The sequence below is a fragment of the Hyalangium versicolor genome (assembly GCF_020103695.1).
In the GTDB taxonomy this organism is placed as follows: domain Bacteria; phylum Myxococcota; class Myxococcia; order Myxococcales; family Myxococcaceae; genus Hyalangium; species Hyalangium versicolor.
In genome coordinates, this window is the sequence record NZ_JAHXBF010000021.1 from 243,490 (window position 1) to 269,266 (window position 25,777).

22 protein-coding genes are annotated in these 25,777 nt (G+C 67.2%); 11 read left to right on the top strand and 11 right to left on the bottom strand.

Annotated elements, in window-relative coordinates; all coding sequences use genetic code 11:
- Positions 1-27: 27 nt before the first annotated feature.
- Positions 28-1,260, top strand: a complete 1,233-nt coding sequence (locus KY501_RS37380; RefSeq protein WP_224368658.1) for an MFS transporter — start codon at positions 28-30, stop codon at positions 1,258-1,260.
- Between the two features lie 12 nt (positions 1,261-1,272).
- On the opposite strand, the gene KY501_RS37385 is transcribed toward KY501_RS37380, so the two are convergent.
- The gene (locus tag KY501_RS37385; protein ID WP_224368659.1) at positions 1,273-1,854 is read right to left on the bottom strand and encodes a tetratricopeptide repeat protein; all 582 of its coding nucleotides are present in this window, start codon (positions 1,852-1,854) and stop codon (positions 1,273-1,275) included.
- Positions 1,855-2,138: 284 nt separating this feature from the next.
- On the opposite strand from KY501_RS37385, the gene KY501_RS37390 reads away from it, so the two are divergent.
- Both KY501_RS37390 and KY501_RS37395 read left to right on the top strand, forming a co-directional pair.
- Positions 2,139-3,575: an esterase/lipase family protein gene (locus KY501_RS37390; protein WP_224368660.1), complete on the top strand. Its 1,437-nt coding sequence runs from the start codon at positions 2,139-2,141 to the stop codon at positions 3,573-3,575.
- Positions 3,576-3,670: 95 nt separating this feature from the next.
- The gene (locus KY501_RS37395; protein WP_224368661.1) at positions 3,671-5,110 is read left to right on the top strand and encodes a hypothetical protein; all 1,440 of its coding nucleotides are present in this window, start codon (positions 3,671-3,673) and stop codon (positions 5,108-5,110) included.
- Between the two features lie 6 nt (positions 5,111-5,116).
- Here KY501_RS37395 and KY501_RS37400 read toward each other — a convergent pair whose 3' ends face one another.
- Both KY501_RS37400 and KY501_RS37405 read right to left on the bottom strand, forming a co-directional pair.
- Positions 5,117-6,493, bottom strand: a complete 1,377-nt coding sequence (locus tag KY501_RS37400) for an L-serine ammonia-lyase (protein WP_224368662.1) — start codon at positions 6,491-6,493, stop codon at positions 5,117-5,119.
- 97 nt (positions 6,494-6,590) lie between these two features.
- Positions 6,591-7,361: a 3-hydroxybutyrate dehydrogenase gene (locus KY501_RS37405; protein ID WP_224368663.1), complete on the bottom strand. Its 771-nt coding sequence runs from the start codon at positions 7,359-7,361 to the stop codon at positions 6,591-6,593.
- Positions 7,362-7,423: 62 nt separating this feature from the next.
- On the opposite strand from KY501_RS37405, the gene KY501_RS37410 reads away from it, so the two are divergent.
- On the top strand, positions 7,424-8,941 hold the full coding sequence (locus KY501_RS37410) for an acyl-CoA synthetase (RefSeq protein ID WP_224368664.1): 1,518 nt from the start codon (positions 7,424-7,426) through the stop codon (positions 8,939-8,941).
- A 48-nt stretch (positions 8,942-8,989) separates the two neighbouring features.
- Here the strand turns inward: KY501_RS37410 and KY501_RS37415 are convergent, their stop codons facing one another.
- On the bottom strand, positions 8,990-10,741 hold the full coding sequence (locus KY501_RS37415) for a methyl-accepting chemotaxis protein (protein ID WP_224368665.1): 1,752 nt from the start codon (positions 10,739-10,741) through the stop codon (positions 8,990-8,992).
- Positions 10,742-11,247: 506 nt separating this feature from the next.
- Between KY501_RS37415 and KY501_RS37420 the strand changes: the two genes are divergently transcribed.
- Positions 11,248-11,616, top strand: coding sequence for a helix-turn-helix transcriptional regulator (locus tag KY501_RS37420; protein ID WP_224368666.1), 369 nt, complete (start codon positions 11,248-11,250; stop codon positions 11,614-11,616).
- A gap of 9 nt (positions 11,617-11,625) precedes the next feature.
- Here the strand turns inward: KY501_RS37420 and KY501_RS37425 are convergent, their stop codons facing one another.
- From KY501_RS37425 to KY501_RS37445, 5 genes are all read right to left on the bottom strand, one after another.
- Positions 11,626-13,155, bottom strand: a complete 1,530-nt coding sequence (locus tag KY501_RS37425) for an ATP-binding response regulator (RefSeq protein WP_224368667.1) — start codon at positions 13,153-13,155, stop codon at positions 11,626-11,628.
- A complete protein-coding gene (locus KY501_RS37430; protein ID WP_224368668.1) occupies positions 13,148-15,196 on the bottom strand; it encodes a hybrid sensor histidine kinase/response regulator in 2,049 nt (682 codons plus the stop codon). The genes KY501_RS37425 and KY501_RS37430 overlap by 8 nt, the downstream gene beginning before the upstream one ends.
- Positions 15,193-15,891, bottom strand: a complete 699-nt coding sequence (locus KY501_RS37435; protein WP_224368669.1) for a hypothetical protein — start codon at positions 15,889-15,891, stop codon at positions 15,193-15,195. Before KY501_RS37435 ends, KY501_RS37430 begins: the two co-directional genes overlap by 4 nt.
- Before the next feature lie 7 nt (positions 15,892-15,898).
- Positions 15,899-16,579, bottom strand: coding sequence for a cobalamin B12-binding domain-containing protein (locus tag KY501_RS37440; protein ID WP_373691686.1), 681 nt, complete (start codon positions 16,577-16,579; stop codon positions 15,899-15,901).
- Positions 16,580-16,703: 124 nt separating this feature from the next.
- Complete coding sequence (locus KY501_RS37445; RefSeq protein WP_224368670.1) at positions 16,704-16,982, bottom strand: type II toxin-antitoxin system RelE family toxin; 279 nt, start codon at positions 16,980-16,982, stop codon at positions 16,704-16,706.
- A 382-nt stretch (positions 16,983-17,364) separates the two neighbouring features.
- Between KY501_RS37445 and KY501_RS37450 the strand changes: the two genes are divergently transcribed.
- A complete protein-coding gene (locus KY501_RS37450; RefSeq protein ID WP_224368671.1) occupies positions 17,365-18,987 on the top strand; it encodes a sensor histidine kinase in 1,623 nt (540 codons plus the stop codon).
- Complete coding sequence (locus KY501_RS37455; RefSeq protein ID WP_224368672.1) at positions 18,984-19,349, top strand: response regulator; 366 nt, start codon at positions 18,984-18,986, stop codon at positions 19,347-19,349. Before KY501_RS37450 ends, KY501_RS37455 begins: the two co-directional genes overlap by 4 nt.
- 9 nt (positions 19,350-19,358) lie before the next feature.
- Here KY501_RS37455 and KY501_RS54065 read toward each other — a convergent pair whose 3' ends face one another.
- A complete protein-coding gene (locus KY501_RS54065) occupies positions 19,359-20,120 on the bottom strand; it encodes a GNAT family N-acetyltransferase (protein ID WP_224368673.1) in 762 nt (253 codons plus the stop codon).
- Between the two features lie 97 nt (positions 20,121-20,217).
- Here KY501_RS54065 and KY501_RS37465 point away from each other — a divergent pair, with 97 nt between their 5' ends.
- From KY501_RS37465 to KY501_RS37480, 4 genes are all read left to right on the top strand, one after another.
- On the top strand, positions 20,218-20,676 hold the full coding sequence (locus tag KY501_RS37465; protein WP_224368674.1) for a hypothetical protein: 459 nt from the start codon (positions 20,218-20,220) through the stop codon (positions 20,674-20,676).
- Between the two features lie 169 nt (positions 20,677-20,845).
- A complete protein-coding gene (gene gyrB, locus KY501_RS37470; protein ID WP_224368675.1) occupies positions 20,846-23,293 on the top strand; it encodes a DNA topoisomerase (ATP-hydrolyzing) subunit B in 2,448 nt (815 codons plus the stop codon).
- 56 nt (positions 23,294-23,349) lie between these two features.
- On the top strand, positions 23,350-24,378 hold the full coding sequence (locus KY501_RS37475; RefSeq protein WP_224368676.1) for an AAA family ATPase: 1,029 nt from the start codon (positions 23,350-23,352) through the stop codon (positions 24,376-24,378).
- A complete protein-coding gene (locus KY501_RS37480) occupies positions 24,375-24,974 on the top strand; it encodes a hypothetical protein (RefSeq protein ID WP_224368677.1) in 600 nt (199 codons plus the stop codon). Before KY501_RS37475 ends, KY501_RS37480 begins: the two co-directional genes overlap by 4 nt.
- Here KY501_RS37480 and KY501_RS37485 read toward each other — a convergent pair.
- A complete protein-coding gene (locus KY501_RS37485; protein ID WP_224368678.1) occupies positions 24,958-25,524 on the bottom strand; it encodes a hypothetical protein in 567 nt (188 codons plus the stop codon). The two genes, KY501_RS37480 and KY501_RS37485, sit on opposite strands and share 17 nt — an antisense overlap.
- Between the last annotated feature and the right edge of the window lie 253 nt (positions 25,525-25,777).

Genomic DNA, 25,777 nt, shown 5'->3' on the forward strand with positions numbered 1-25,777 from the left:
ACTGCCGCAACCACCTGAATCGCCCCCATGAAATTCCTGCGTGATCTTCGCTCGGTCCTGACCCTGACGGTTCTCGTCGCCGGGCTCGGCTACTTCGTCGACCTCTTCGACATCACCTTGTTCGGTGTGGTGCGCGCCGCTTCGCTCAAGGACCTGGGCGTCACCGACCCGAAGGAAATCCTCTCGAAGGGAGTCCTCCTCTACAACTGCCAGATGGGCGGGATGATGCTCGGCGGCATCCTCTGGGGGACCCTGGGCGACAAGCGCGGACGCCTGTCGGTGATGTTCGGGTCGATCCTGCTGTACTCCTTCGCCAACATCACCAACGCCTTCGCCTGGGACGTGACGAGCTACGCGGTCTGCCGCTTCCTGGGTGGGGTGGGGTTGGCGGGCGAGCTCGGAGCGGCCATCACCCTGGTGGCCGAGTCGCTCCCGAAAGAGAAGCGCGGTCTGGGCACCACCATCGTGGCCACGCTCGGCATGCTGGGCATCGTTGCCGCGGCATTCATCGGCCAGCACCTGACCTGGAAGACAGCCTACCTGACGGGCGGAGTCATGGGCCTGGCGCTCCTGTTCGCGCGCTTCAAGGTCTCCGAGTCCGAGCTCTTCTCCAAGAAGCCCGATGCGGCCCGCGCCAACCCCTTCCTGCTGCTGCAGGGGGGGCGGTTACTCAAGTACATCTCCTGCATCCTGATCGGCGTGCCCATCTACTTCACCACGGGCGTCCTCTTTACGTTTGCTCCGGAGCTGACCAAGGGATTGAACGTCCAGGGCGAGGTGACAGCCGGCAACGCCATCCTCTTCGGCTCGATCGGACTGACGATCGGCGATCTGCTGGCCGGTCTGTTCAGTCAGTGGCTCAAGAGCCGCAAGCGCGCGGTAGGGCTGAACCTCACCTTGGGGTTCGGGCTGATGCTCGTATACGGGCTCGTTCCAGGCCTCACCAGCACCCTCATCTACGCCCTGAGCTTCCTGATTGGCATCACCGTGGGCTACTGGGCCGTGCTGGTGACCATGGCGGCCGAGCAGTTCGGCACCAACATCCGCGCGACCGCGGCGACGACGGTGCCCAACTTCGTGCGCGGCTCGGCGATGTTCGCGACCACCGGGTTCCTGGCCTTGAGGGAGCACCTATCCGTGGCCCACGCGGCGATCATCGTCGGGAGCATCTGCTTCAGCCTCGCCCTCCTGTCGCTCACCCAGATCGACGAGACGTTCTCTCGCAACCTCGACTACGAGGAGGGCGCGAAGGACAACTGAGGAACGGGCCCACTACTCGAAGGAGCGGCGGCGCCTGGGCAGCTGGGTGGGCTCAGCCTTGGACGCCGCGAGAGCCGCCATCACCGGAGTGAGCGCGGTGGCGATGCGCACCGAGCCTGGGAAGAGCAGCTGCGCGCGCTTGCCCAGCTCCATCGCCTCCTGCAGCCGGCCCTGCGCGTACAGCACGTCGATGAGCCCGCTCCACCCGTCCTCCAGGACGGTCAGCGCCTTCTCCACGCCCGCGCGCAGGTAGCGCTCCGCCGACTCCGTCGAGCCCTCCGCCGCGTACAGGAAGTAGCCCAGCTCCACCATGGAGGCCGCCGAGCGATCCGACGCCAGCACTGCCTGCTGCAGGTAGCGGCGTGCCTTGCGCAGCCCCGAGCGGGTCTCGTCCGGTCCCCTGGAGCCGCTGCTCTGCAGCCGGCGGCCCGCCAGCAGCAGCGCGGGCACGTACGCCGGGCACGCCTCCAACACCTCGTCCAACAGCTCCAGGGATTCGTGCGACTGCGAGGGCTTGTTCATCCGCGAGGCCCGCCGGTGCAGCACGGCCAGCTCGCTCAAGGACACGCTCGGCTTTGGCTTGCGGCGCTTCATGGATCCCTCCTCTGGCTTTGCCCGAGCGAAACGCGGGCGCGTCGGTGTCCTCGTGGAAGACGGGATTTACACACGGCGGGCGGGCTTCCCTCAATGCCTTCATGACGCGACGCGACGCGATCGTGCACCGCGAGTGCGCTGTATGACGCACTGCAAAGCTGAATGAGTCTTCAACTTTGCCCGCATGACGCACTGCAAAGGTGAATCACCTTTCAACTTTATTTGCTCCGCGGTGAGGCTCTTTGGTACTTGCCCAAGCGCAGACCCCTGCAAAGGAGCAACGGATGACGGCACTGCGTGTGAGCGGTCGTTTCCTCGTGGCGGCACTCAGCGTGTTCGCGGGAGCATGCGAGTCCCAGCAAGGAGGAGGTCCCGATGACGGCACGACACCGCCTCCGGCGGAGGTGGTCGCGTGCCGCGAGCGCATCGCCGCGAAGACGGCGGAGGTGAAGGCGGCCAACATCGACATCGACAGCTGGCCCATCACCGATGCGACGGAGATGGCCGAGCTCACCACCTCTGTGGCGCAGACGCCGGACAACTACCAGGAGTACGACGGGCACTACCGGCAGTTGACGAACCACCCGGGCTGCTTCACCACCAACCTCTACTACGACAAGTCCAACACCTCCGGCACCACGCCGTACACGGATGGAAACAACGACGGCAAGTGGACCGGCGCCACGACGTTCGGCGGACCCAACGCCGCCACCGGGTTCAAGGACGGAGACAAGGCTGTCATCCCGGGATATCCCTGTGCTGCCAAGGAGTACGCCCAACCCAGTGAGGACACCTCCAAGCCCATCGTCATCCTGGTGCACGGCAACTCCACGCGCCCGCACACCTGGGAGAAGTTCCTCCTGCCGCCTGGCACCCAGCCCACCACCTCCTACGAGAACGTCCAGTTCACCCCGGACACCACGGCGAGGGATCAGCTCGCAGAGAAGCTGATCGACCAGCGCTACCGCGTCATCGCCGTGGACTTCCGCACGGACATCGTCACCAACATCGATCCCGCGTCCAACAGCACCACGTACAACTCCTCGGGCAACATCGATCATGGGTGGTCCACCCCCATCCTCCAGTCGCTCATCAAGGCGGTGATCAAGAACAACCCGAACCGCAAAGTGGCGCTCATCGGCCACTCCATGGGCGTCACCGTGGCGCGGGATGCCCTGCGCCGGCTCTACGTGGAACATCTCCAGGGCAAGCCGGACTCCATCAACCCCTTCCCGCACGTGAGCCACGTCATCCTCGGGTCGGGCGCCAACCACGGTGTGTCCACGTATGATCCGGCGCTGGGCGCGCTGTGCGACAACAACAAGACGATGCGCGGCACCGTCGTCTGTGAGATGGGCAGCCGCTCCAACTACAAGGAGACCTACTTCGCCAAGCCGCTCAACGGCCCCCGAGACTTGTTCGCCACGCCGTGCGCGGACGGGGACTACGCCTTCGGCAAGACGGGCCAGTGCGAGGGCAACGTGGTGAAGTACTTCACCATCACGATGACGGACAAGGAGAAGGGGACCAACTATCAGGACCTCTATGTCTCCGAGGCGGCGTCGCGCATCGACATGGATGGGTGCGTGACGAACAAGCTCAACACGCTCAACGACTACGATACGAGCGGCTACTTCAACAAGGGCTTCATCGCCAACCACTTCGGATCCTTGCGCTCCGAGGCCGGCTTGAACCTGGCGCTCCAGTACCTGGCGCAGTAGCAGCTCTCCCCTTCGTGAGGCGGGCCCGGTTCGCGCTTCGGCGTGGCCGTGGCCCGCTCGTTCCCTCTCCTCTTCGCGCAGGCACCTTGCTCCCTATGAAGCGACTCTCCGTGTTCCTCTCAGTGGCCCTGTGGACCGCACCGGCGTGGGCCCAGACCGCGGGCGCGAGCCCCGCCGAGTCTTCTCCCTCGACCGTTCCCTCAGGTGGAACGCAGGCTCCCGAGGGTGCACCTGCCGCCGAGTCTTCCGGCCAGCCTCCGCCGGGTCCGGCAACGGCCGCGGAGTCCTCGCCTGCCACCCCGGAGGCGAAGTCCGAGCCGGGCGCTGGCGCTGGCAAGTCGGAGCTGCTGACGCCCCCCGCGCTTCCGGCTGCCAGGCCGAGTCTGGCCTTCGGAAATGACACCTTCTACGTGAAGCCCATCCTGGCCCTTGCGGGTGGCGTGCATGTGGAGCGGCTCATCCAGACCCTCAACAAGAACCGCGAGAGCCGCACCACCACGCTGGCGCTCACGCGCTTCGGCTTCGAGGGCAAGCTGGGCTCCTATGTCTCCTTCCGCAGCGAGTTCGAGCGCAACATCCGCGCCCACGGCTCGGGCGTCTGGGAGGGCACGGCCTCCTTCAGCGTGAGGGATCAGTACCTGCGCCTGCAGCGCTGGAACGCCACGGCGGACGCCGGCATCATCACGGATCAGGCCAGCGTGGACTTCATCTCCACCCACATCGCGGACGTGCTGCTGGCGGACAAGTACACGCGCGATCCGCTGCTCTACAGCGGCTTCAACCGAGGGCAGGGCATCCAGGCTTCGTACCTGTGGCACGGGCTGCGCGCCGGCCTGAGCTTCACCGCCGCCAACCCGCTGAGCACCTCCGCCTCGTATCAGGTGGGCGGCACCTTCGGTGGCGGCAGCCGCCTCTGGGAGCGTCCCCTGGGCAACTTCCGCATCGGCCAGCCCGATGACGACCTGCACTTCCAGATGCTCACCCCGTCGCTCACGTACACGCACGAGTGGTTCGAGGCCAAGGCCGCGCTGCAGACGTTCAACGTGAACTACCAGACCAACTCGCGCACCGATCCGCGCATCAAGGGCTACAACGTGCGCGGCAACCTGCTGGGCAAGCTCCGCGTCGATCCGGGAGTGCCGCTGCTCATCACCCCCTTCGTCAACTACGCGCGCGTGGAGAACGATGTGACGAACAGCGCCGCGGGCTTCGGCGACACGCTGCTGGAGACGCGCTACCGCGCCAACACCTTCTCGGCCGGACTGGATGTGAGCCTGAAGGATCGCTCGGGCATCGGCTTCGAGATGGCTCGCGTCTCGGACAAGTCGCCCACCTTCATCGCTCCCACGGGGAACACTCCCGCCAGCGAGCCTGTCACCCACACCCTGCAGACGTACGTCAACGTCGGCGGGACGTGGTGGCTCACCAATGAGGTGGCCCTGGGCGCCCGCTATGCGCGCTACCAGAAGAAGGTCACCAAGCTGGAGGACGAGATCGACGCCTCGTACTTCCTCACGCTGCGCATGGTGCTGTAGGCCCGCTCAGCACTCGATGATGTTCACGGCGAGGCCGCCACGCGCGGTCTCCTTGTACTTCGTCTTCATGTCCGCGCCCGTCTCGCGCATGGTCTTGATGACCTTGTCCAGCGAGACCTTGTGAGAGCCATCGCCGCGCAGCGCCAACCGCGCGGCGTTGATGGCCTTCACCGCGCCCATGGCGTTGCGCTCGATGCACGGCACCTGGACCAGCCCACCCACCGGATCGCACGTGAGCCCCAGGTTGTGCTCCATGCCGATCTCGGCGGCGTTCTCCACCTGTTCGGGCGTTCCTCCGAGCACCTCGGTCAGGCCCGCGGCGGCCATGGAGCAGGCCACGCCCACTTCGCCCTGGCAGCCGACCTCGGCGCCCGAGATGGAGGCGTTCTCCTTATAGAGGATGCCGATGGCCGCGGCTGTGAGCAGGAAGCGGATGGCGCCGTCCTCGTCCGCTCCGGCGACGTGGCGCATGTAGTAGCTCAGCACCGCCGGGATGACGCCCGCTGCTCCGTTGGTCGGGGCCGTGACGACGCGCCCGCCAGCGGCGTTCTCCTCGTTCACCGCCAGGGCGTAGAGGTCCACCCAGTCCATCACCAGCAACGGGTCTCCTCCCGCGCGGGTGTCCGTCTTCAGCTTGCGGAACAGGGCCGGAGCGCGGCGCACCACCTTGAGCCCTCCGGGCAGCACGCCCTCTCGCTCGCAGCCGCGCTTCACGCACGCCTCCATCGTCTTCCAGATGGTGAGCAGTCCCTCGCGCACCTGTGCCTCGGGACGCCAGGCTTTCTCGTTCTCCAGCATCAGCGTCGAGATCGACAGGCCGTTCACCTTGCAGCGCCCGAGCAGCTCTCCCCCGCTGTTGAAGGGGTAGGGCAGGGGCGTCTTGTCCTCCATGAAGGGCAGCTCGGCGCTCACGTCGTCGTTCACCACGAAGCCGCCGCCGACCGAGTAGTAGATGCGGGAGAGCAGCTCCTTGCGCTCCGCGTCATAGGCCGCGAAGCGCATCCCATTCGGGTGCTTCGGCAGGGACGCGCGCTTGTGCAGCACGATGTCCTCGGTGTCACTGAAGGTGATGGGGTGGTGGCCCAGCAGGCGAAGCGTGCGCTCGGAGTGCACGCGATCGAGCGTCGAGGGGATGGCATCCGTGTCCACCTTATCGGGCAGCTCTCCCTGCAGGCCGAGGATCACCGCCTTGGGGCTGCCGTGCCCCTTGCCCGTCGCTCCGAGCGAGCCGAACAGCTCCGCCTTCACGGAGGCGGTGCGCCCGAGCAGTCCCGTCTCCTCCAGGGCCTCGACGAAGCGCCGCGCGGCACGCATGGGGCCCACGGTGTGGGAGGAAGACGGACCGATACCGATCTTGAAGAGTTCGAAGGCGCTGACGGCCATGGGAGAGGAGTGCTCGAAAGAGGGGGCTCGAAACCTAACATGAGGCCTCGAGCGCCCCATCCTCGCGAGGCCCCACAGCAGGGAAGGAGGCTGGCGCTCAGCGTGCCGTCCAGCCGCAGTCCATCACCTGGGCGGATCCCGTGATGCCTCCCGCCGCTTCCGAGCACAGGAAGGTCACGTAGGCAGCCACCTCGCTCGGCTCCAGCAGCCGCTTCACCGCCGCGGGCGCCAGCATGATCTTCTCCACGACCTCCGCCTCCGAGAGGCCGTGCACTCGCGCCTGGTCCGCGATCTGCTTCTCCACCAGCGGTGTACGCACGTAGCTGGGGCACACCGCGTTCACTGTCACGCCCTTGTCCGCACCTTCCAGCGCCGCCGTCTTCGTCAGCCCCATCAATCCGTGCTTGGCCGAGATGTAGGCGGACTTGTAGGGCGAGGCCACCAGCCCGTGCAGCGACGAGATGTTGAGGATGCGGCCCCACTTGCGGGCGTACATCAGTGGCAGCGCGTACCGCGTCAGCAGAAACGGGCCGATCAGCATCACGCGGATGAGGTGCTCCCAGCGATCCTCCGGGAATTCCTCTATCGGAGACACATGCTGCAGGCCGGCGTTGTTCACCAGGATGTCCAGCCGGCCCCACTCCTTCTCCGCTCGGGCCACCAGGGCCCGGCAGTCCTCTCGCGAGGCCATGTCCCCTTTTTGGAACAGTGCGTTAGGAAGGTTCCGCGCCTCCGCCTGGCCTCGCGCCTCGTCGATGTCCGCCAGCAACACCCGGACACCCTGGGCACTCAGGCCCTGCGCCACCGCCAGGCCGATTCCGTTCGCTGCTCCCGTCACCAGTGCGCACTTCTCTGACAGATCTCCCATAGCTCTCCCTTGATGCGCGACATGGTGGAGCAAGCCACAGCGAAGTTCTACCCTTCCGAGCGATGCCCATCGTTCATGACTGGCTGGCTCGGCGTGCCTGGCTCTCGCCCGATCGCGTTGCCCTCATCGATGCCATTCGCGGCAACCGCCGCATCACCTGGCGCGAGTGGAACGCCGCCGCCAACCGCACCGCACGGCTGCTTCACGACAGACTCGGCGTGAGGCGAGGCGATCGCGTCGCGGTGTTGGCGATGAACTGCGTGGAGTTCCTCGACGTCGTCTTCGCTTGCGCCAAGCTGGGCGCCATCCTTCAGCCGCTCAACTGGCGCCTCAGTGCCGAGGAGCTCAAGGGGCTGTTCGCGGACGCGGAGCCCGGAGTCCTCATCTATGGCCCCGACTTCCAGGCGCAGGTGGATGCCATCCGTCCCCACGCCCGCAGCGTGCGCCACGTCGTGCCACTGGAGGATTCGCCCAAGCGCCCGGACGGCGATGTGCCCTTCTCCGCCAGGGACTCGTTGCCGGACACTCCGCTGCCGCCCGTGGAACTGGAGGCGAGCGATCCGTGGGTGCTCTGTTACACCGGAGGCAGCACCGGTCTGCCCAAGGCCGCCATCCTCACCTACGGCTCCATCACCGCCAACGCGGCCAACACCGTGGTGAGCTGGGGCCTCACCGCGGACGATGTGGCGGTGCTCAATGCGCCGCTCTTCCACACCGGTGGGCTCAACGTCTTCACCATGCCGCTGGTGTACGTGGGCGGTGCATCCGTGGTGTGCCGCGGCTTCGATGTGGAGCAGGTGTTCGATTGGGTGCAGCGTGGCGAGGTGAGCCTCGTCTTCGGCGTGCCCACCATGTTCATCGAGATGCAGCGCCACCCGCGCTTCGAGACGGTGGACTTCTCGCGGCTCAAGCTGCTCATCAGTGGTGGAGCCCCATGCCCCGCTCCCGTCTTCGAGCGCTTCTTCGAGCGCGGCGTGGCCTTCAAGACGGGCTATGGCCTCACCGAGGCGGGGCCCAACAACTTCTGGCTCCCCGCCGGAGACGTGCGGCGCAAGCCAGGTGCCGTGGGTGTGCCCCTCTTCCATGTCGAGGCGCGGCTGGAAGGAGACGGGGACGTGGGCGAGCTGCTCCTGCGTGGGCCTCATCTCTGCGCGGGGTACTGGCGCCGGCCCGAGGAGACCGCGAAGACCTTCGCGGGGGGATGGCTGCACACCGGAGACCTCGCGGAGCGCGACGCGGATGGCTGCTTCCGCATCGTCGGCCGGGTGAAGGACCTCATCATCTCCGGCGGAGAGAACATCTACCCGGCCGAGGTGGAGAGCGTGCTCGCCGGGCACCCGGAGGTGGCGGAGGTGGCCATCATCGGCGTGCCGGATCCCAAGTGGGGTGAGGTGCCGCGAGCGCTCGTCGTGTGCCGTCCCGGGGCCTCGCTCACGGCCGAGGCGATGCTGGCGTACTGCCAGGGACGGTTGGCCCGGTACAAGACTCCCAAGACGGTGCGCTTCGTCGAGACCCTACCGCGCACCGCCGCCGGCAAGGTGGACCGGCGCGAGCTGGCTGCCCGGCACGGCTCGCCCTGAGCGCGAGGCAGGGCCCCGAACCCAGGCGCTCTCTTCGGGGCATGAAGCCTACAGCTGCTCCTCCGTTGGCGGGACCTGTGGGGGCTGTTCCTGCTTCGGCGGTTCCTGCTTCGGCAGCTCCTGCTTCGGCGGCTCCTGCTTCGGCGGTTCCTGCTTCTCCTGAGTCTCGGGCGAGAAGCGCGCGGCCAGCGCCCAGAGCTGCTGGGCCTGTGCATGCAGGTCCACCACCGACTGGGCGATCTGCTCCACGCCCGCCACGGCCTCCAGGGCATTGTTCGAGAGCCCCTTGATGCGCTCGGCGATCGTCTCACCCGAGTTGGACTGCCGGGCTCCATCCACGGCCAGCTGTCCCACTCGCATGTGGATCTCCTTGGCCCCGGTGACGATGCGCGCCAGCGCCTCCGCCGTGGTGGAGGACAGCTGCATGCCCTCTTCCACCCGCGTGGTGCCCAGCCGCATCAGCCCCGCCGCCATCGAGGTGTCTTCCTGGTTCTTCTTCAACAGGTGTTCGATCTGCTCCACCGCCTCGCGCGAGCGGTGGGCCAGCTTGCGCACCTCGTTGGCCACCACTCCGAAGCCCTTGCCGTGCTCTCCGGCGCGAGCCGCTTCAATGGCCGTGTTCACGGCCAGCACGTTCGTCTCGTTGGACACGTCCTGGATGAGCTGCAGCATCTGCGCGACCGCCGCGCCCGAGGTCTGCAGCCGCACCACCATCTCCTCCGACCGCTGCACCACCTCGACGATCTCCGAGATCTTCCGAGAGGCGTGCTTCACCGCTTCGCCGCCCTCTTCCGCCACTCGCCCGTTGCTGGCGGCCGCCTCCGCCGTGTGCAGTGCCTGCTCGGCATCCTGCGAGAGGCCGCGGCTCATCTGCTGCACGGACTCGGCGAGCTGCTGGAGCTGGTTCGACTGCTCGCGCGTCGCCTTGGAGAGCGCGTCCGCCGAGCGCCGGATGCGGTCCGCGTCCGCCACGGTGGCCACCGCCACGTCCGCCAGGCCCTTCACCATGTCCCGCACGCCGTGCACCATGGTGTTGAAGGCGTGCGCCAGCTTGCCCAGCTCGTCCTGCGAGTGCACCTCCACCGTGACGCCGAAGTCTCCCTGCTCCACGCTGCGCGACGCGATGGCCAGCGCTCGCACAGGCCTCACCACGGCTCGCGAGAAGGCCACGCCCACCAGCAGGGCCAGCAGCAACGTCGCGCATACCGCCAGCAGCAGGCGGTGCTGAAGCCCCATCATCTCCTTGTCGATGTCCTCCACGTACACGCCCGTGCCCACCACCCAGCCCCACGGAGCGAACAGCTTCACGTAGGACTCCTTGGGCAGCGGCGTTGTCTCTCCGGGGCGCGTGGCCAGATAGGTGATGAAGCCCTCTCCCTGCTCATGCGCCAGCTTGACGATGTCCACGAACACCGCCTTGCCGTTCGCGTCCCGATACCCCGTCAGGTCCTTGCCCAGCATGGCCGGCAGGTACGGGTGCATCACCAGCTTCGTGGACAGGTCATTCACCCAGAAGTACTCCACGTCGCCGTAGCGCAGTTGCTGCAACAGCCGCGCTGACTGCTCCTGGGCCTGGGCTGTTGTCAGCTCCCCGGCGCGCACCCGCGCCTCGTAGGTCTCCAGCACGCTGTACGCCGTCTCCACCACCTGCCGCAGCGCACGAGCACGGTCCTCGTTGAGCTGTGAGCGGATCGCCGGGAGTACGTACAGCGGTTGCAGCAGGAGCAGGGGCAGGGCCACCACCCCCATTGCGATGTACAACTTCGTCAGCAGGCTGCGATGTCTCAGTGGCTGCGCCATCACCTCCAAGCCTAGGGCACTCCGGCCTCGGACGGGTGCCTGGCTGGTCGTTCGCCCTGGCCTCGAGGACAGGGGGAAGGGCCTGGGAGACGTATGAGGTTGCCAGCCGTCACCGGTTCTGGCAGCCCTTCCGGGGCGACCTCCTGGGTCGGATTCGGGCCGGCGACCCTCTTGGCGCAAATCGCGATTTCCACCGAGTTGACCTCAGGGATTGCGCCTCAGGGCCCAGCTTCATGGGTTGGGCCTGACATCGCCGCCGCTCAGAAGAGGCTTCGTCCCCGAGGGAAAACAGGCTTCCCTGCGCATGATCCAGGGGTGTCCTACACCGTAGGAGTGAGCGACCCGACTTGACGCGTCCTCCGTGAAGTGCTGACGCCGCGATGCGCCATCCTGCTGGAGTTCGCGACCTGCCAGGTGAAGACGCGCAGATCTACCCGGCAAGTTCTGTCTGTCTGCCTCCATACGTCCTAAGCGGTCAACCGCACCTTTCGGGTCGGGTAGGAAGCATGGACAAAAAACTCGCATCGACAATCGGCGCTGCGGCGCGTGCCGCCCGGATGCGCCTGGAGCTCACGCAAGCAGACGTGGCAGAGCGCATCGACGTCGCGACGGAGGTGTATGGCCGTCTCGAGCGCGGGGGCATGCTGCCCAGCGTGCAGACGCTGCTCAAGCTGTGCCACGAGCTGAATGTCTCCTCGGACGAGCTGCTGGGCCTGACGTCGCACGGCCCCAGCTTGCGCAGCACCACGGTGGAGGTGCCTACCGCGCCCACCGAGAGGCCTGAAATCCGTCGGCTCCTGCGCAGCCTGCGTCAGCTGGACTCCTCGCACATCAAGCTGCTGGGGCTGGTGGCCAAGGCGCTGCTGCGGCGCTGAGGCCCCTCCTCATAGGTCCGAGAGAAGCCGGTCCAGCTCGTCCGGCTTCACGGGCTTGACCAGGTGGTGGTCGAAGCCCGCCTGGATCGCGCGGTGCCTGTCCTCGGGACCGCCATAGCCGGTGATGGCCACCAACCGGATGTTCTCACCCACCCGCGCTCGCAGCTCCTGCGCCACCCGGTAGCCGTCCAGCCCGGGCAGGCCGATGTCCACCAGCGCCAGGTCCGGCCGCCCCTCCAAGGCCAGCGCCACCCCGCCCATACCGTCCTGGGCCACCTCCACCTGGTGGCCCCACAGCTCCAGCAAGTCCTTGAGTGCCTGACGCGCGTCCGAGTTGTCCTCCACCAGGAGGATGCGGCGCTGGCGCGGGCGATCATCCGTGGAGACGGTGCTCCGGGCCAGCGCCGGCAGGGACATCGTCATGGGCAGCTTCACCACGAATTCGCTGCCCTTGCCCGCGCCCGCGCTGGTGGCGAACACCACGCCGCCGTGCATCTCCACCAGGTTGCGCACCAGGGTGAGGCCAATGCCCAGGCCTCCGCGGGTGCGCTCCAGGGACTCGTCCACCTGGGCGAACAGCTCGAAGATGGAGGGCAGCTTGTGCGCGGGGATGCCAATGCCCGTGTCCGTGATGCGCACCACCGCCCGGGCCCCGCCGTCCACGCCCTCCTGGGAGACGTGCACGGTGATGGAGCCCCCGGCGTCCGTGTACTTGGTGGCGTTGTCCAGCAGGTTGGTGAAGACCTGCTCCAGGCGCGTGGCATCCGCATTCAGCCACAGCGGCCTGCCCGGCAGCGTGCTCTCCAGGTGCAGCTTGCGCCCCTCCGCCACCGGCTGCATGAGGGTGAGCACCTGCTGGAGCACCGCGCACAGGTCCACCCGGTCGCGGCGCAGCTCCACCTTGCCCCGGGTGATGCGGCTGACGTCCAGCAAGTCATCCACCAGCCGCGCCAGGTGGTGCGTCTGCCGGTTGATGATGGAGCGCATGCGCGTCTCCTTCGCATCCTCGGTTTGCTTGCGCTCGAGGATGCCGATGGCCGTCATGATGGCGGCCAGGGGGTTGCGCAGCTCGTGGGCGAGCATGGCGAGGAACTCGTCCTTGCGCCGGTCCGCCTCCGCCAGCTGGTTGGCGCGCTGGCGCAGCTCGCGCTCGGCGTGGCGCAGGCGCAGCAGGCTCTTCACCGTGGCGATGAGCTCGGCCGGCTCGAAGGGCTCGGTGAGGTAGGCGTCCGCGCCGCTGTCCAGGCCGAGCACCCGCTTGTCCGCCGTCACGAAGGTGGCCGAGGTGTGCATCACCGCGATGGAGGCCGTCTCCGTGTGCGAGCGCAGGCGCGCGGCCACTTCATAGCCGTTGATGTCCGGCAGCTTCACGTCCAGGACGATGAGGTCCGGCCGCAGCTGCTCGGCCAGCCGGAGCGCGTCTCCACCGGTGGCGGCCTCCACGACACGGTGGCCCGCCATCTCCAGGATGCGGCCCACCATGTAGCGGCTGGCATCGTCATCATTGACGACGAGGATGGCAGTTCGCGGTTCAACCACGGCGCACCTCCCGCTCCTCGAGGCGGGAACCCAGGCCCGCCTTGGACAACGCGTCACGGATGCGGCCAATCGCCACCTCGCGGCTCAAGGTGTGCTTGGCGAGGATGGCCGATGTCTCGCGGGCCAACCGCGTGCGCTCGTCCTCCTTCAGCTCGTGGGCCGTCTGGAGGATGACGGGGATGTCGCGCGTGCGCGGGTCCGCCTTCAAGTCGTCCAGCACGTCGAAGGCCGTCATCTCCGGCAGCAGGAAGTCCAGGAAGATGAGGTGGGGGGCCTTCTCGCGGGCCAGGCGGATGCCCTCGAGGCCATTGGAGGCCTCCATCAGCACGTAGGGCGTGTCCTTGAGCAGTTGCTTGAGCAGGTAGCGGTGGACCTCATCGTCGTCGATGATGAGGATGCGCTCCACGGGGCCGCGATGGGCCAACTCGCTCAGCTTGCGCAAGAGCTGGGTGCCCTCCACCGGCTTGAGCCAGAATTCGTCCGCGCCCAGGGCGCGTGCCTTCTGCTCGCGGTCCGTGATGGTGACGACGAGGATGGGGATGTCCCGCGTCTCCTCCTTCGTCTTCATCTCCGCCAGGAAGTTCCAGCTCGTCTCTCCCTCCAGCATGACGTCCAGCACCATGGCGGCCGGGCGCACGCGCTGCACGGTGCGGCGCGCGTCCTCCACCGAGCGCACCGGCAGCACCTGGAAGCCAGAGCGCTCCAGGTACTTCTCGTAGAGGAAGAGCGTCTGCCGGTCGTCCTCCAGCACCAGCACGGGCGCCTTGGCCGGATCCAGCTTCTCGGCGCGCTCGGACAGCCCGGCCATCTCCTTCACCTCCGGGTGCACCCGGGGGAGGGTGACGGTGAAGGTGGAGCCGTCACCCGGCACACTCCGCACGGTGAGCGCGCCGCCCAGCATCTCCGTCAGGCGCCGAGCCAGCGGCAGGCCCAGGCCCGTGCCCTTCACCTTCCGGTGGAGCGGCGTCTCCACCTGGATGAACTCCTCGAAGATGCGCTCGTGGTACTCGGGGGGAATGCCGATACCGGTGTCCTTCACGGAGAAGGCCACGGTGTCCCGAGGGCCCTTCGCCACGCTGACGGTGATGCTGCCCCGCTCGGTGAACTTCACCGCGTTGGAGACCAGGTTGCGCAGCACCTGGCTGAGCTTGGCCTCGTCCGTCTCCATCTCCATGTTCTCGGGCGCATCCGGGAAGACCAGCTCCACGGTCGAATCCGGGGGCAGCAGCGGCCGCATCATGCCGCGCAGCGCGCGCATGAACTCGCCCGCCTCGAAGTGGGTGTGGCGCAGCACCGCCTTGCCGGCCTCCACCTTGGAGAGATCCAGCAGGTCATTCACCAGCTCGTAGAGCGCCTCGGCCGAGGTGCGGATGAACTGGACCTGCTTTTCCTGCTCGGCGGAGAGCGGGCCGTTGAGGGGGTTGAGCAGCACCTTGGACAGGCCGAGGATGGAGTGCAGCGGGGTGCGGAACTCGTGGCTGACGTTGGCCACCACGCGGCCCTTCACCTCGGCGGCGCGCTGCAGGCTCTCGGCCTTCTCGTCCAGGGCCGCGTGCAGGCTGCGCACGCCGCGGTTGGACTCCTCCAGCTCCCGGTTGACGCGCTGGAGCTCCTCGGTGCGGCGCTGGAGTTCGCGCTGCTGGCGCTCTGTCTCCCGGTGGAGCGCGGCCAGCTCGCTCAAGGTGGAGCTCACCTTGCCGAGCGATGCGCCGTAGTCCTCGGGCACCAGACTGCCCACCAGTGCCAGTTGCCCGCCCTCCGCCTGGGCGGTGAAGGCGAACGTGGTGGGCCGCTCGCCATTGCGGCAGAGGATGAGCTCCCAGCCCTCCACGCGCTCGTCCCGCGCTTGCAGCAGCAGCCGGTCCACCTTCTCTTCGGTGCCCTGGGCCGCCAGCGCGCGCAGCTTCTGTCCGGGCTGGGCGGCCAGGATGGATTCCGCCCGCCCGTCCGCCCATAGGATGGTGCCAGAAGGGTCGCAGACGAGCGCCACCTCCCGGCTCAGCGCGTCGAACAAATGCGCCACTGGAGGGGCTGTCGTCATGAGTGCTTCTCCTTGGAGATGCGTGCCGGGCCGAGCACGGCCTGGATGGCCTCCGGGTCCGGCAGTTCCGCCGCGAGCGCCTCGAGGAGACGAGGGAAGGGCAGCACTCCCAGCTCACGCCGGGGCCAGAAGCCCTGGTACCACTCGACGTGCCGCTCGAAGAACTCCGGGTGCTGCAGGCCCACCGCGTCTTGCAGATAGGACAGATGAAGCAGCAGCTCCGCCTCCAGGCGGGATTGGAGCGAGGCGGGCACCTCCGCGCTCAGGGCCCGGGTGGTGCGACGGGCCAGCTCCGCGGCTCGCTCCTGCAAGGTGCGCGCGGGCCCGGCCGTGTAGCGCAGCGCGTCCCGGGCGGCCTGGACATAGGCGTGGGCGGGAGAGTTCGGGCCAAAGCCCTCGGTGGCCAGCGCCGCCTGGAGCCCGGCGAAGTTCTGGTCCAGGTGCAGCGAGCACATGCCGCGCGAGCACAGCAGCGTGCGCAGCCACTGCGCATAGCCCTCCATCACCGAGGTCTGCTGCTCCCTCAGCGCCTGCACCAGATAGCGCACGTGGAACTGCGCGTCCTCGCCTCCGAAGCGGCGCGCGCGCTCGATGCCGTAGCGCGCCTCCCAGAACGGGTCCTCGTACATCCACTCGACGGAGGCCCTGGCGAGCCGGTCGGCCCGCTCCTCGAGCTGGCGGCTAAGAGATTCCATGAAGGGCTCAGACTCCAAGGATGCGGCAGGACGCGGCGACCAGCTCGCGCGCATCCCTACCATGGAAGGAGACGTCCAGGTCATGCTCCAGCCCGTTGGCCCAGTTGAAGGCCAGCCCACCCACGGCGATGTGGAGCTGAGATGAGAACTCGCGCACCTGGGTGATGGCCGAGCGCAGAGCGGGCAGGTGGTAGGTCATCGTCACCGAGAGGGCCAGCATGTCGGGCGTCTGCTCGCGCAGCATGCGGATCAGGTGCGCGGTGGGAACGTTGGCACCCAAAAAACGCACGTCGAAGCCCGCCATCTCCAAGAAGTCGCTGGCCATGCGCGCGCCCACCTCGTGCATCTCTCCCTCCACGCACGCCACCATGATGACCTTGCCGTTGGATGGATCCCTCGGCAGGTGCCGATACAGGTGAGACAGCGCGAGCTGGGAGATGGCGGTGGCCAGGTGCTCCTGGGCCACGGAGATGCGGTTCTCCTGCCAGAGACGGCCAATCTCGTACTGCGCCGGCTGGATGATCTTCAGGTGGATGTCCTGGAGGGGAATGCCGCGCAGCAGACCTTCATCCACCAGCAGGCGCAGGGCCTCGCGGCGGTCTCCCGAGAGCTGCGCGGCCAGATAGCGCTCACGGAGCGCGGAGAAGCCATCTGAGTCCAAGGAAGGTCGGTCGAGCACAGACAGCACGATAGGGGGGCTCCGTTCTCTTCTTGGCAGGGTTCCAGGGGGAGTTCACTCATGAACAACTCATGGGGAGGGTGTCCCAGGGCTGTTCAGGAACGGCTCGCCCCCTTGGACGCTGTGCAGAGTTTTAAAGCTCCGGGCCCCTGGGCGCAGGGAAGACATGTTGAAGGATCAGGGTGCGGCTCTGGTCATCCCGCTCGCAGTGAATGATGAGCGAGTCGATGGAGAAGGTGAGGGAGGTGGACGCCGAGTCCGCGGTCCCGGGTTTGCTCTGCTGAGCCAGCTGCTCCAAGGCCTCCTGGAGCGCCTGGAACGTGCCGCTGGAGAGGCGGCCAATCTCCTTCCAAGCCTCGGGGCTGAATGTGACCCGGTATGCGCCGGCGACGCGGGTGTGTTGTCGAAACATAATGACGTATCCACCCGCTGTGCGAGTTGCGTGCCAGCGCTGAGGCGTTGTTTGTCGCGCACTTGAAGCGTCCGCTGGACCGGCACCCTGAAAAAACGACAGGCCAAGTGTTGGAAGAAGTACACGGGCTGAAGTCCCGCGGAACCCTGGGGGGAGGACGGAAGCGGGAGGCGAGCGCCGGCTGTTCAAGGTGGTGATGTCGGAGCCCCGGTGGGCCAACGCCTGGACGTTCACCAGCGGATGTCCCGGTGTGCTCACCGGGCTCTCCACGAGGCGCCGGGAAGGGTGAACCCAGTACGCTATGCGTGACACCGGGGTGGGCTTCGACACGGCAGCAGGTGCGCGGGCCGGTGCATCCCTCGCCGCCACTGGGGAGAGCTGCATGAGACCGCTCCGGGTGCTGGTGGTCGAGGACGACCCGGATGATGTCATCCTCATGACGCTCGAGCTGCGCCGCGGAGGCTTCGAGCCCGAGGTGTACCGGGTGGAGTCGCTGGAGGAGCTGCGCGAGGCGCTCGAGGCGCGCGAGTGGGACATCCTCCTCTCGGATTACCTGCTGCCGGGCTTCACCGCTTCGGAGGTGCTGAAGGCGGTGCAGGAGACGGGGCTGGACATTCCCTTCATCGTCCTCTCGGGCAGCGTGGGGGAGCAGTACGGGGTGGAGATGATGCGGGCGGGGGCTCGGGACTACTTCCCCAAGGACCGCATCACCCGGCTGCCGGTGGCCGTCACGCGGGAGCTGGCCGAGGCGGAGGCGCGGCGGGCGCGCAGGCGGGCCGACACGGAGCGCACGCTGCTGGTACAGGTGGGCGAGGTGCTCTCGGCGCCCCTGGACTTCGAGCAGTGGATGGCCCGGCTGGTGCGGCTGCCCGTGCCCGCGGTGGCCGACTGCTGCGCCATCTTTCTCGACGAGGGGGAGCACGGCTTGCGGCTGGCGGCGCTGGCCCACCAGGAGCCCGAGGCCCAGCGCCTGGGGCTGGAGCAGCGCGCCCGGTTGAGCCCCGAGGCCTCGCTGGGGCCGGCGCACGTGCTGCGCACCGGAGTGCCCGAGCTTCTCTCGGAGGCGTCCGAGCGGAAGGATTCGCTCGGGGAGGATCCGGCGCATGTGCGGCTGCTGCGCACGCTGCACCTGCGCTCCGTGCTCTACGTAGCTCTGTACGGCCACCATGGGGCCCTGGGAGTGCTCGCGCTGGGGACCACGGGGCAGCGGCGGCTCGGGAGCGAGGATGTGTCCCTGGCGCAGGAGCTGTCTCGCCGCGTCTCGCTGGTGCTGGAGAATGCCCGCCTCTTCCAGGAGATGCAGGAGGCGGTGCGCCTGCGGGACGAGTTCCTCACCGTGGCGGCCCACGAGCTGCGCACCCCGCTCACCACGCTGCAACTACAGCTCGGCACGCTGGCGCACCGCGCCCGGCGGGAGAGCGCCGCGCCGGATTTCGCCGAGCGTCTGGACCGCTGCCAGCGCCAGGTGCGGCGCCTGGGCTCGTTGGTGGAGGGGCTGCTGGACGTGTCGCGGCTGGCCAGCGGGCAGATGGTGCTCCAGCCGGAGCGCGTGGACCTGACGGAGCTGGTGTCGGAGGTGGTGGACCGTCACGCGGCCGAGGCGCAGGGGGCGCGCTGCCCGGTGCGCTTCGAAGGAAAGCCGGGTCTGCTGGGCCAATGGGATAGGCTGCGCGTGGACCAGGCGGTGTCGAGCCTGTTGAGCAATGCCCTCAAGTTCGGCTCCGGGCAGCCGGTGGAGGTCACGGTGTCTGGCGTGGGACCCATGGCGCGAGTGGAGGTGCGGGACCGGGGCATCGGCATTCCCCCGGAGCAGCTCGAGCGCATCTTCGAGCGCTTCGAGCGTGCCGTGTCCTCGCGCTCTTATGGAGGGCTGGGGTTGGGGCTGTACCTGGCGCGGCGCGCGGCGGAAGCTCATGGCGGGCACGTCTGGGCCGAGGCCCGGCCGGGCGGAGGCGCCACCTTCACCCTGGAGCTGCCACGCGAGTCGGCGGAGGTTCATGCATGAAGGGACGACCGCTGCTGGTGGTGGACGACGACGCCGACCTGCGAGAGGCCATCACGGACGTGCTGCGGGACGCGGGCTACGAAGTCATCGTGGCGAGCAACGGCCGGAACGCGCTGGACGTGCTGGCTCGGAGCAATCCGCTGCCGGGGCTGGTGCTGCTGGACATGATGATGCCCGTGCTGGACGGCGCGGGCTTCCTGGCCGAGGTGCGGAACCATCCGGAGTGGGCGGACGTGCCGGTGGTCGTCTTCTCCGCTAGCGCTCACCCCAACCTCCAGGAGGACGGCGCGCGCGGGTGGGTCCGCAAGCCGGTGGATCTGGATGCGCTGCTGGAAGTCGTCGCCCAGCACGTGGTGAAGTGAGCGCGAGGCTCAGCCGGCGCGGCGCACCCAGTTGACCCAGGTGCCCAGGTCCCTCATGCCCACGCGCTGGTAGACGCCGTAGCCCAGCTCGGTGGATTGGAGCACGGCGGCGGTGCAGCCCCGGGCGCGGGCCTCCAGGAACAGGCCTCGCATCAGCTCGGAGGCCAGGCCTCGGCCGCGCGCGGCGTGGGCGGTGGCCACCAGGTATACGCCGGCCGTGTCCCCCTGCTCGTGGGTGAGTCCGCCACTGAGCAGCCGTCCGCCCTCGCGCACGCCTCGGATGTGGAGCTGGGGGAAGGACTGCGAGTGCCACGGCTCCAGGTGGATGGACGTGCCGGGGCCGAAGGCCTCCTCGTTGAGGGGGATGAGCTCTTCCTGCGTCCGGAGATCCTCCAGCGGGATGCTCGGGGGCACCACGGGGGTGTCGGCGAGACAGATGCCCATGGCGGTCGTCCCTCCCTCCTCGGGGTGGTAGCCCGCGCTGGCCAGGGCCCGCTCGAGGGAGGCCGGCGCTCCCGGGGGCAGCGGCACGCGCCAGAGCCGGACGCCGTGGCTCCGATAGAAGTCCTCGAAGCGCGGAACCGCGGCCTCCAGGGCCTCTGTGTCATCGAAGAAGACCTGTTGCTGGGAGACGGTGGCTGGGTGGCTGGGTTGGGCAAAGGCCCACACTCCGGGCAGGCCCAGGTGGCGCAGGCCGCCCTGAGCCGTCTGGAACTGCTTGTAGGCCACGATGTTGGCGCGCAGGCGCGCGGCGAGCTCGGCGTCCGTCACGACCGATAGGGTAGGCCGACGGAGCCTCCTGGAGAACAACCCTTGCGCGGAAAGTCCCCGCGCCTGGGCGGCGGGGCGTTAGGTTGCGGACCGCTCTATGGACTCGCGCTTCTTCGCCTTCAACCCTCGCTCGACCCGGATTGCCCTCTTCCTGGGGGCGTGCGCGCTCGCGGTGCTCACCGCCTGGGCGCTGGCGGCCGCCCGCCAGGCCACCGAGCCCTTCGCCGAGGCGCGGGCCGGCATCACCGCTGGGCTGATGCTGGTGTTCCTCTACGCCTTCCACCGCCTGCGCCCCCGGCCCGAGTGGGGTGTGACGCTGGGGCCCATGGGGGTGCGTGTGGCGCGCCCCTTCAGCAACTCCAAGCCCCTGGAGTTGACGTACTCGCAGATCGGCACCGTGCGCCGGGTCGGCCGCAAGGGGGACGTGCTGGGGCTCTTCTTCCACGAGCAGGGACGGGTGCTCGTTCCGCGGCATCTCTTTGCCCGCAAGGCTGTTTTCGAAGAGCTGGTTTCAGCCCTGGAGGAGCGTCTTCCACCCCCCTCTCACGATGCGTGAAAGGCACCCGGCGGAGGCCCTGCGCGGGGCTGAAACGGCGAGCAGGCGACTGAACGATTTTTCTGAATATTTCCGCTGCTTTGCGGCTGGTCGTCCTCCTTGTCGGAGGTGGCCCGAGGTGATAGGCACACCCGTCTGATCAAGGCAGCTTTCCGAAGGAACATTTCACATGGAAAAGACCCCCTCTACCGGTGTCTCACCGACGCCGCCACCCGTGGAGTATGGGGCCGAGAGCATCACCAAGCTCGAGGGCCGGGAAGCGGTCCGCAAGCGCCCGGGCATGTACATCGGTGACACCATGACGTACGGGCTGCACAAGCTCGTGTACGAGGTGGTGGACAACTCGGTGGACGAGGCGCTGGCGGGCTTCTGCACGGACATCGACGTGGTCATCCACGTGGATGGCTCGCTGAGCGTGCAGGACAACGGGCGCGGCATTCCGGTGGGACCGCACCCGAAGTTCCCGGACAAGGACACGGTGGACGTGGTCCTGACGGAGCTGCACGCGGGCAGCAAGTTCGGCAACGGCGCCTATAAAGTCTCGGGCGGCCTGCACGGCGTGGGCGTCACGTGCGTGAACTTCCTGTCCGAGTGGCTGAAGGTCCGCATCCAGCGCGACGGCAAGGTGTACGAGCAGAGCTACGCCCGAGGCATCGCGCAGGGGAAGGTGACCGAGGTCGGCACCACGGACAAGCTCGGCACGCTGGTGTGGTTCAAGCCGGATCCCGAGGTGATGGAGGCCCGGGACTTCGACTTCGAGACGCTGAGCCAGCGCCTGCGTGAGCTGGCGTTCCTGAACGCGGGCCTGCGCATCACCATCCGGGACGAGCGGACGAACAAGGAGCACGAGTTCAAGTTCGAGGGCGGTATCAGCTCGTTCGTGGAGTACCTGAACAAGTCGAAGCAGCCGCTGCACGACAAGCCCGTCTACTTCCAAACGGAGAAGGAGGGGGTGTCGCTGGAGCTGGCCATGCAGTGGAACGATGGCTACGACGAGCGCATCTATACCTTCGCCAACAACATCAACACGCACGAGGGTGGCAGCCACCTGTCGGGCTTCAAGGCGGCGCTGACGCGCACGGTGAACAGCTACGCGGAGAAGAGCGGGCTGTGGAAGGACCTGAAGGAGACGCCCACCGGCGAGGACGCGCGCGAGGGCCTGGCGGCGGTCATCTCCGTGAAGCTGCCCAACCCCCAGTTCGAGGGGCAGACGAAGACGAAGCTGGGCAACAGTGAAATCAAGGGCCTGGTCGAGCAGATGGTGAACGACCAGCTCGCCACGTACCTGGAGGAGAACCCCAACAACGGCAAGAAGGTCGTCGCGAAGATTGGTGACGCGTGCCGGGCGCGCATCGCGGCTCGCAAGGCTCGCGAGACGGTGCGGCGCAAGGGCGTGCTGGATGGCGGGTCGCTCCCGGGCAAGCTGGCGGACTGCCAGAGTCGGGATCCGAGCGAGAGCGAGCTCTACATCGTCGAGGGAGACTCCGCAGGTGGCTCGGCGAAGCAGGGGCGGGATCGGCGCAACCAGGCCATTCTCCCGCTGCGCGGCAAGATCCTGAACGTGGAGAAGGCTCGCTTCGAGAAGATGCTGACGAGCCAGGAGATCATCACGCTCATCACCGCGCTGGGCACGGGGATTGGCGCGGAGGACTACGATCCGAACAAGGCGCGCTACCACCGCATCATCCTGATGACGGACGCCGACGTGGACGGCAGCCACATCCGCACGCTGCTGCTGACGTTCTTCTACCGTCAGATGCGCGAGCTGCTGGAGCGGGGGTACCTCTACATCGCGCAGCCGCCGCTCTACAAAGTGACGCGCAACAAGAAGGACATGTACGTCAAGGACGAGCGGGCGCTGAACGAGTTCCTGCTGCGCACGGCCTCGGAGCACTCGCGGGTGGCGACGCCGAACGGGGAGCTGGGCGGCAGCGAGCTGAAGGCGATGCTCGAGAAGGTCATCACCTACGAGGAGCGGCTGGAGAAGCAGGCCAAGCGGCGGGATGCGCGGGTGGTGGATGCGCTGGTGCAGGCGGCTCGGGTGACGGCGGACATGCTGTCGGACGAGGAGGCGCTGAAGGTGGAAGTGGACCGGATGTACACGTACTTCCGGACGCGGATGCCGGACGTGCTGGGCCGGGTGAAGCACGAGCGCCGGGATGATCCGGAGCACCATACGAAGAAGCTGGTGTTCAGCACCGAGATCAACGGGAGCATGCGGGACACGGTGCTGGACTACGCGTTCCTGTCGTCTCCGGAGTACCTGGAGCTGGTGGGGTTGAGGGCAGCGTTCCAGTCGCTGGGCCTGCCGCCGTACACGGTGAAGCTGGAGGCCGGTGACGTGACGGCGTACTCGGTGCAGGAGGTGCTGGCGGCGGTGCGCAAGGATGCGCAGAAGGGGCTGGGGCTGCAGCGGTACAAGGGTCTGGGCGAGATGAACCCGGAGCAGCTCTGGGATACGACGATGAACCCTGTCACTCGGACGCTGCTGCAGGTGCAGCTCAAGGATGCGGTGGAGAGCGACGAGATCTTCTCGCTGCTGATGGGCGAGGCGGTGGAACCGCGGCGCGAGTTCATCGAGCGCAACGCGCTGGACGTGCAGAACCTGGACATCTGAGCCGGGTAACAGGGCCCCCTCTCCCGTGGGGAGAGGGGTGAGGGGAGGGTTGAAGCTTGATTACCGAGATCGAGGTCAAGAACTTCAAGACCCTCCGGGACGTGAAGATTCCGCTCGCGCCCGGCATCACCGTGATGGTGGGCGCGAACAACAGCGGCAAGTCCAACGCGCTCGCGGTGCTCAAACTGCTGAGAGGACTTGAGCGGCAGCCTTCTGCGGAGGCCGTCGCTGCGATGGGCGGAGATGCATCCATCTTGAGTCGTGATGCGACGGATGGACTGAGCATCTCAGTGAGAGCTGCTCTCGATGGAACGGCCTTCGGGCGTCTGTATGTCCATTCTCGTGGCAAGCAGAACCCGATGTTCATGAAGCCACTGGACTTCCCTGCTTCTACCGAAGGTAGCTCCCTCGCTTCTCGGCTCGATCGGCAACTGGGCGCCTTCATTGCCGCGACGTCGGTCCACGATCTCTCCGTCGCGTCACTGCGGGAGTCCGCTATCATCCAAAGAGAGTCCGCGCTGGAGCCTGATGGGCGGGATGTCGCCGCAGTGCTCGACAACCTGGCGGGTGACGCCCCCTCGCTGCGTGATGCCATCGATGAGACCATTCGACGTGCTGCGCACGAAGTGAAACGCATCGTGACGCGGCCTGGGCCGACGCCGGGGACGAAAGTACTGGGTGTCGAAGAGAAGGATGGCCGTGTCTACGGTGCCGACGACATGTCGGATGGGCTGCTGCTCTTCATAGGCCTGGCGGTTGCTGCTCAGCTGAAGACCCAGACTCCGTGCATCCTCGCCATCGAAGAGCCGGAGAGGGGCATTCATCCACGGCGCCTGAGGGATCTGCTGGACCAGCTTCTCCGCTTGACGAAGTCTGGTGTGCAGGTGGTGCTCACGACCCACTCACCGACTTTGCTCGATGAGTTCCGGGACTTGCCCGAGAGTGTTCTCATCTTCGACCGTGACGAGAAAGGCACTCACGTTACGCGTCTGTCGGATCGTCCAGACTGGGCCGAGCAGCTCAAGGGGGCTCCTCTCGGGGAACTCTGGTACTCGGGAGTCCTTGGGGGCGTACCGGGCCGATGAAGCTCGCCTTCTGTGTCGAAGACGACACCGACGAAGAGGTGTTCCGCGTCCTCGTCTCGCGAGCTCTTGGCACCGAAGTGGTTCCGAGCGAGACGCAGTACCGGTTCGCACGCGGCGGGTGGGCGAACGCGCTGCGTCTGGCGCCTATCATTGCCAAGGACGCGTACCACAAGGGGCTCGATGGAGCGCTCTTTGCCATCGACAACGATGGTGCCGCACCGACACATTCGGTGAGCCACAAAGGCCTGAACCAGGGCTGCCGCCTCTGTGAGTTGCGCGCTGCAGCCCGGATTCATGAGCCACTCTCGTGGTCACGTCAGGGCCTGCCCGCCCTGCGCTATCTGTTCGCGGTGCCTGTTCAGGCGCTCGAGACATGGCTGCTCCTCGCGCGGGGACACGACTTCAAAGGGGAGAACGAGACGCTGGGGCGCGATCCGTCGGGGCGGGCGAAGCTCAAGCGCCTGCTCTACGGAGTAGAACACCCAGACCGAGACACCATGCGGAGTGCCACGCTCCCTATTGCCGAGTCACTCCAGGTGGATGCCCTGGCAAGGTTGAGCCCGAGCTTCGCCGACTTCCTCACCCAGCTTCGATAAGCCGGGCGAGCGCCTCGTCCGCGATGCGTCCTGCCTCCACGAGTGGGTAGCCACGCTCCACGTAGAGGTCTCGTACGTTCGCATCGAAGTCACGGCGCAAGTGTTCAGCTGCCAGCCGTGCTGCACTGCTCGAACTGACCTGTGGAGCTGTCGTGGTGAACCGCGCTGATTCAGGCCCACCGACTTCCCGAGAGACGTTCCGAGCCGCATCTCTCGCAGCCTCTCTGCCAAGCACCCGGGAGAGCGCCTCGATAGCCCGATGCAGGCGCAAGTAGCAGCGCTGCACTTCGTCCTCGCGGGATGCGAGCTGCTGCTTCGTCTGGCTGAGGAAGTGCTCGACGGCTTCCTGGCCCGCGGGCACTTCCATGGTCGTCAGCGTCCCCAACCGGGCCAGCAGGAACCGATAGCGAGGAGGCTGGGGGCCTTCGGCGGGGACGAACGACACCTTCTGTACCTTGTGCCCGGATGACAGGTGAGACTTGAGCAGGCGGAAGAAGGCATCGCCCTCCGTCTCTGTCCGTACCTGTTCGAGGTATTCGGTAAACCCCATCGCCCTGAGTATGTCGATCTCCTGGCGACACTGCACGAACCGATGGTGAGTTGTGGCCAAACCTGTCCGGCAGTCGTACCTGCTCGGTCAGAGCTGCGCGTGGGCGGCGCCTCGAACCAACTGGTCCTACCATGAGCCTGTCGAAATAGGGCTGTAGGGTAACGTAGGAGGTAGGCAGCAAAGGGATCGACTTCTCAGGTAGGGCGTGGTTGGTAGGCAGGGTGAAAGAGCAGGCCGAGAGCCCGAAGAGAGT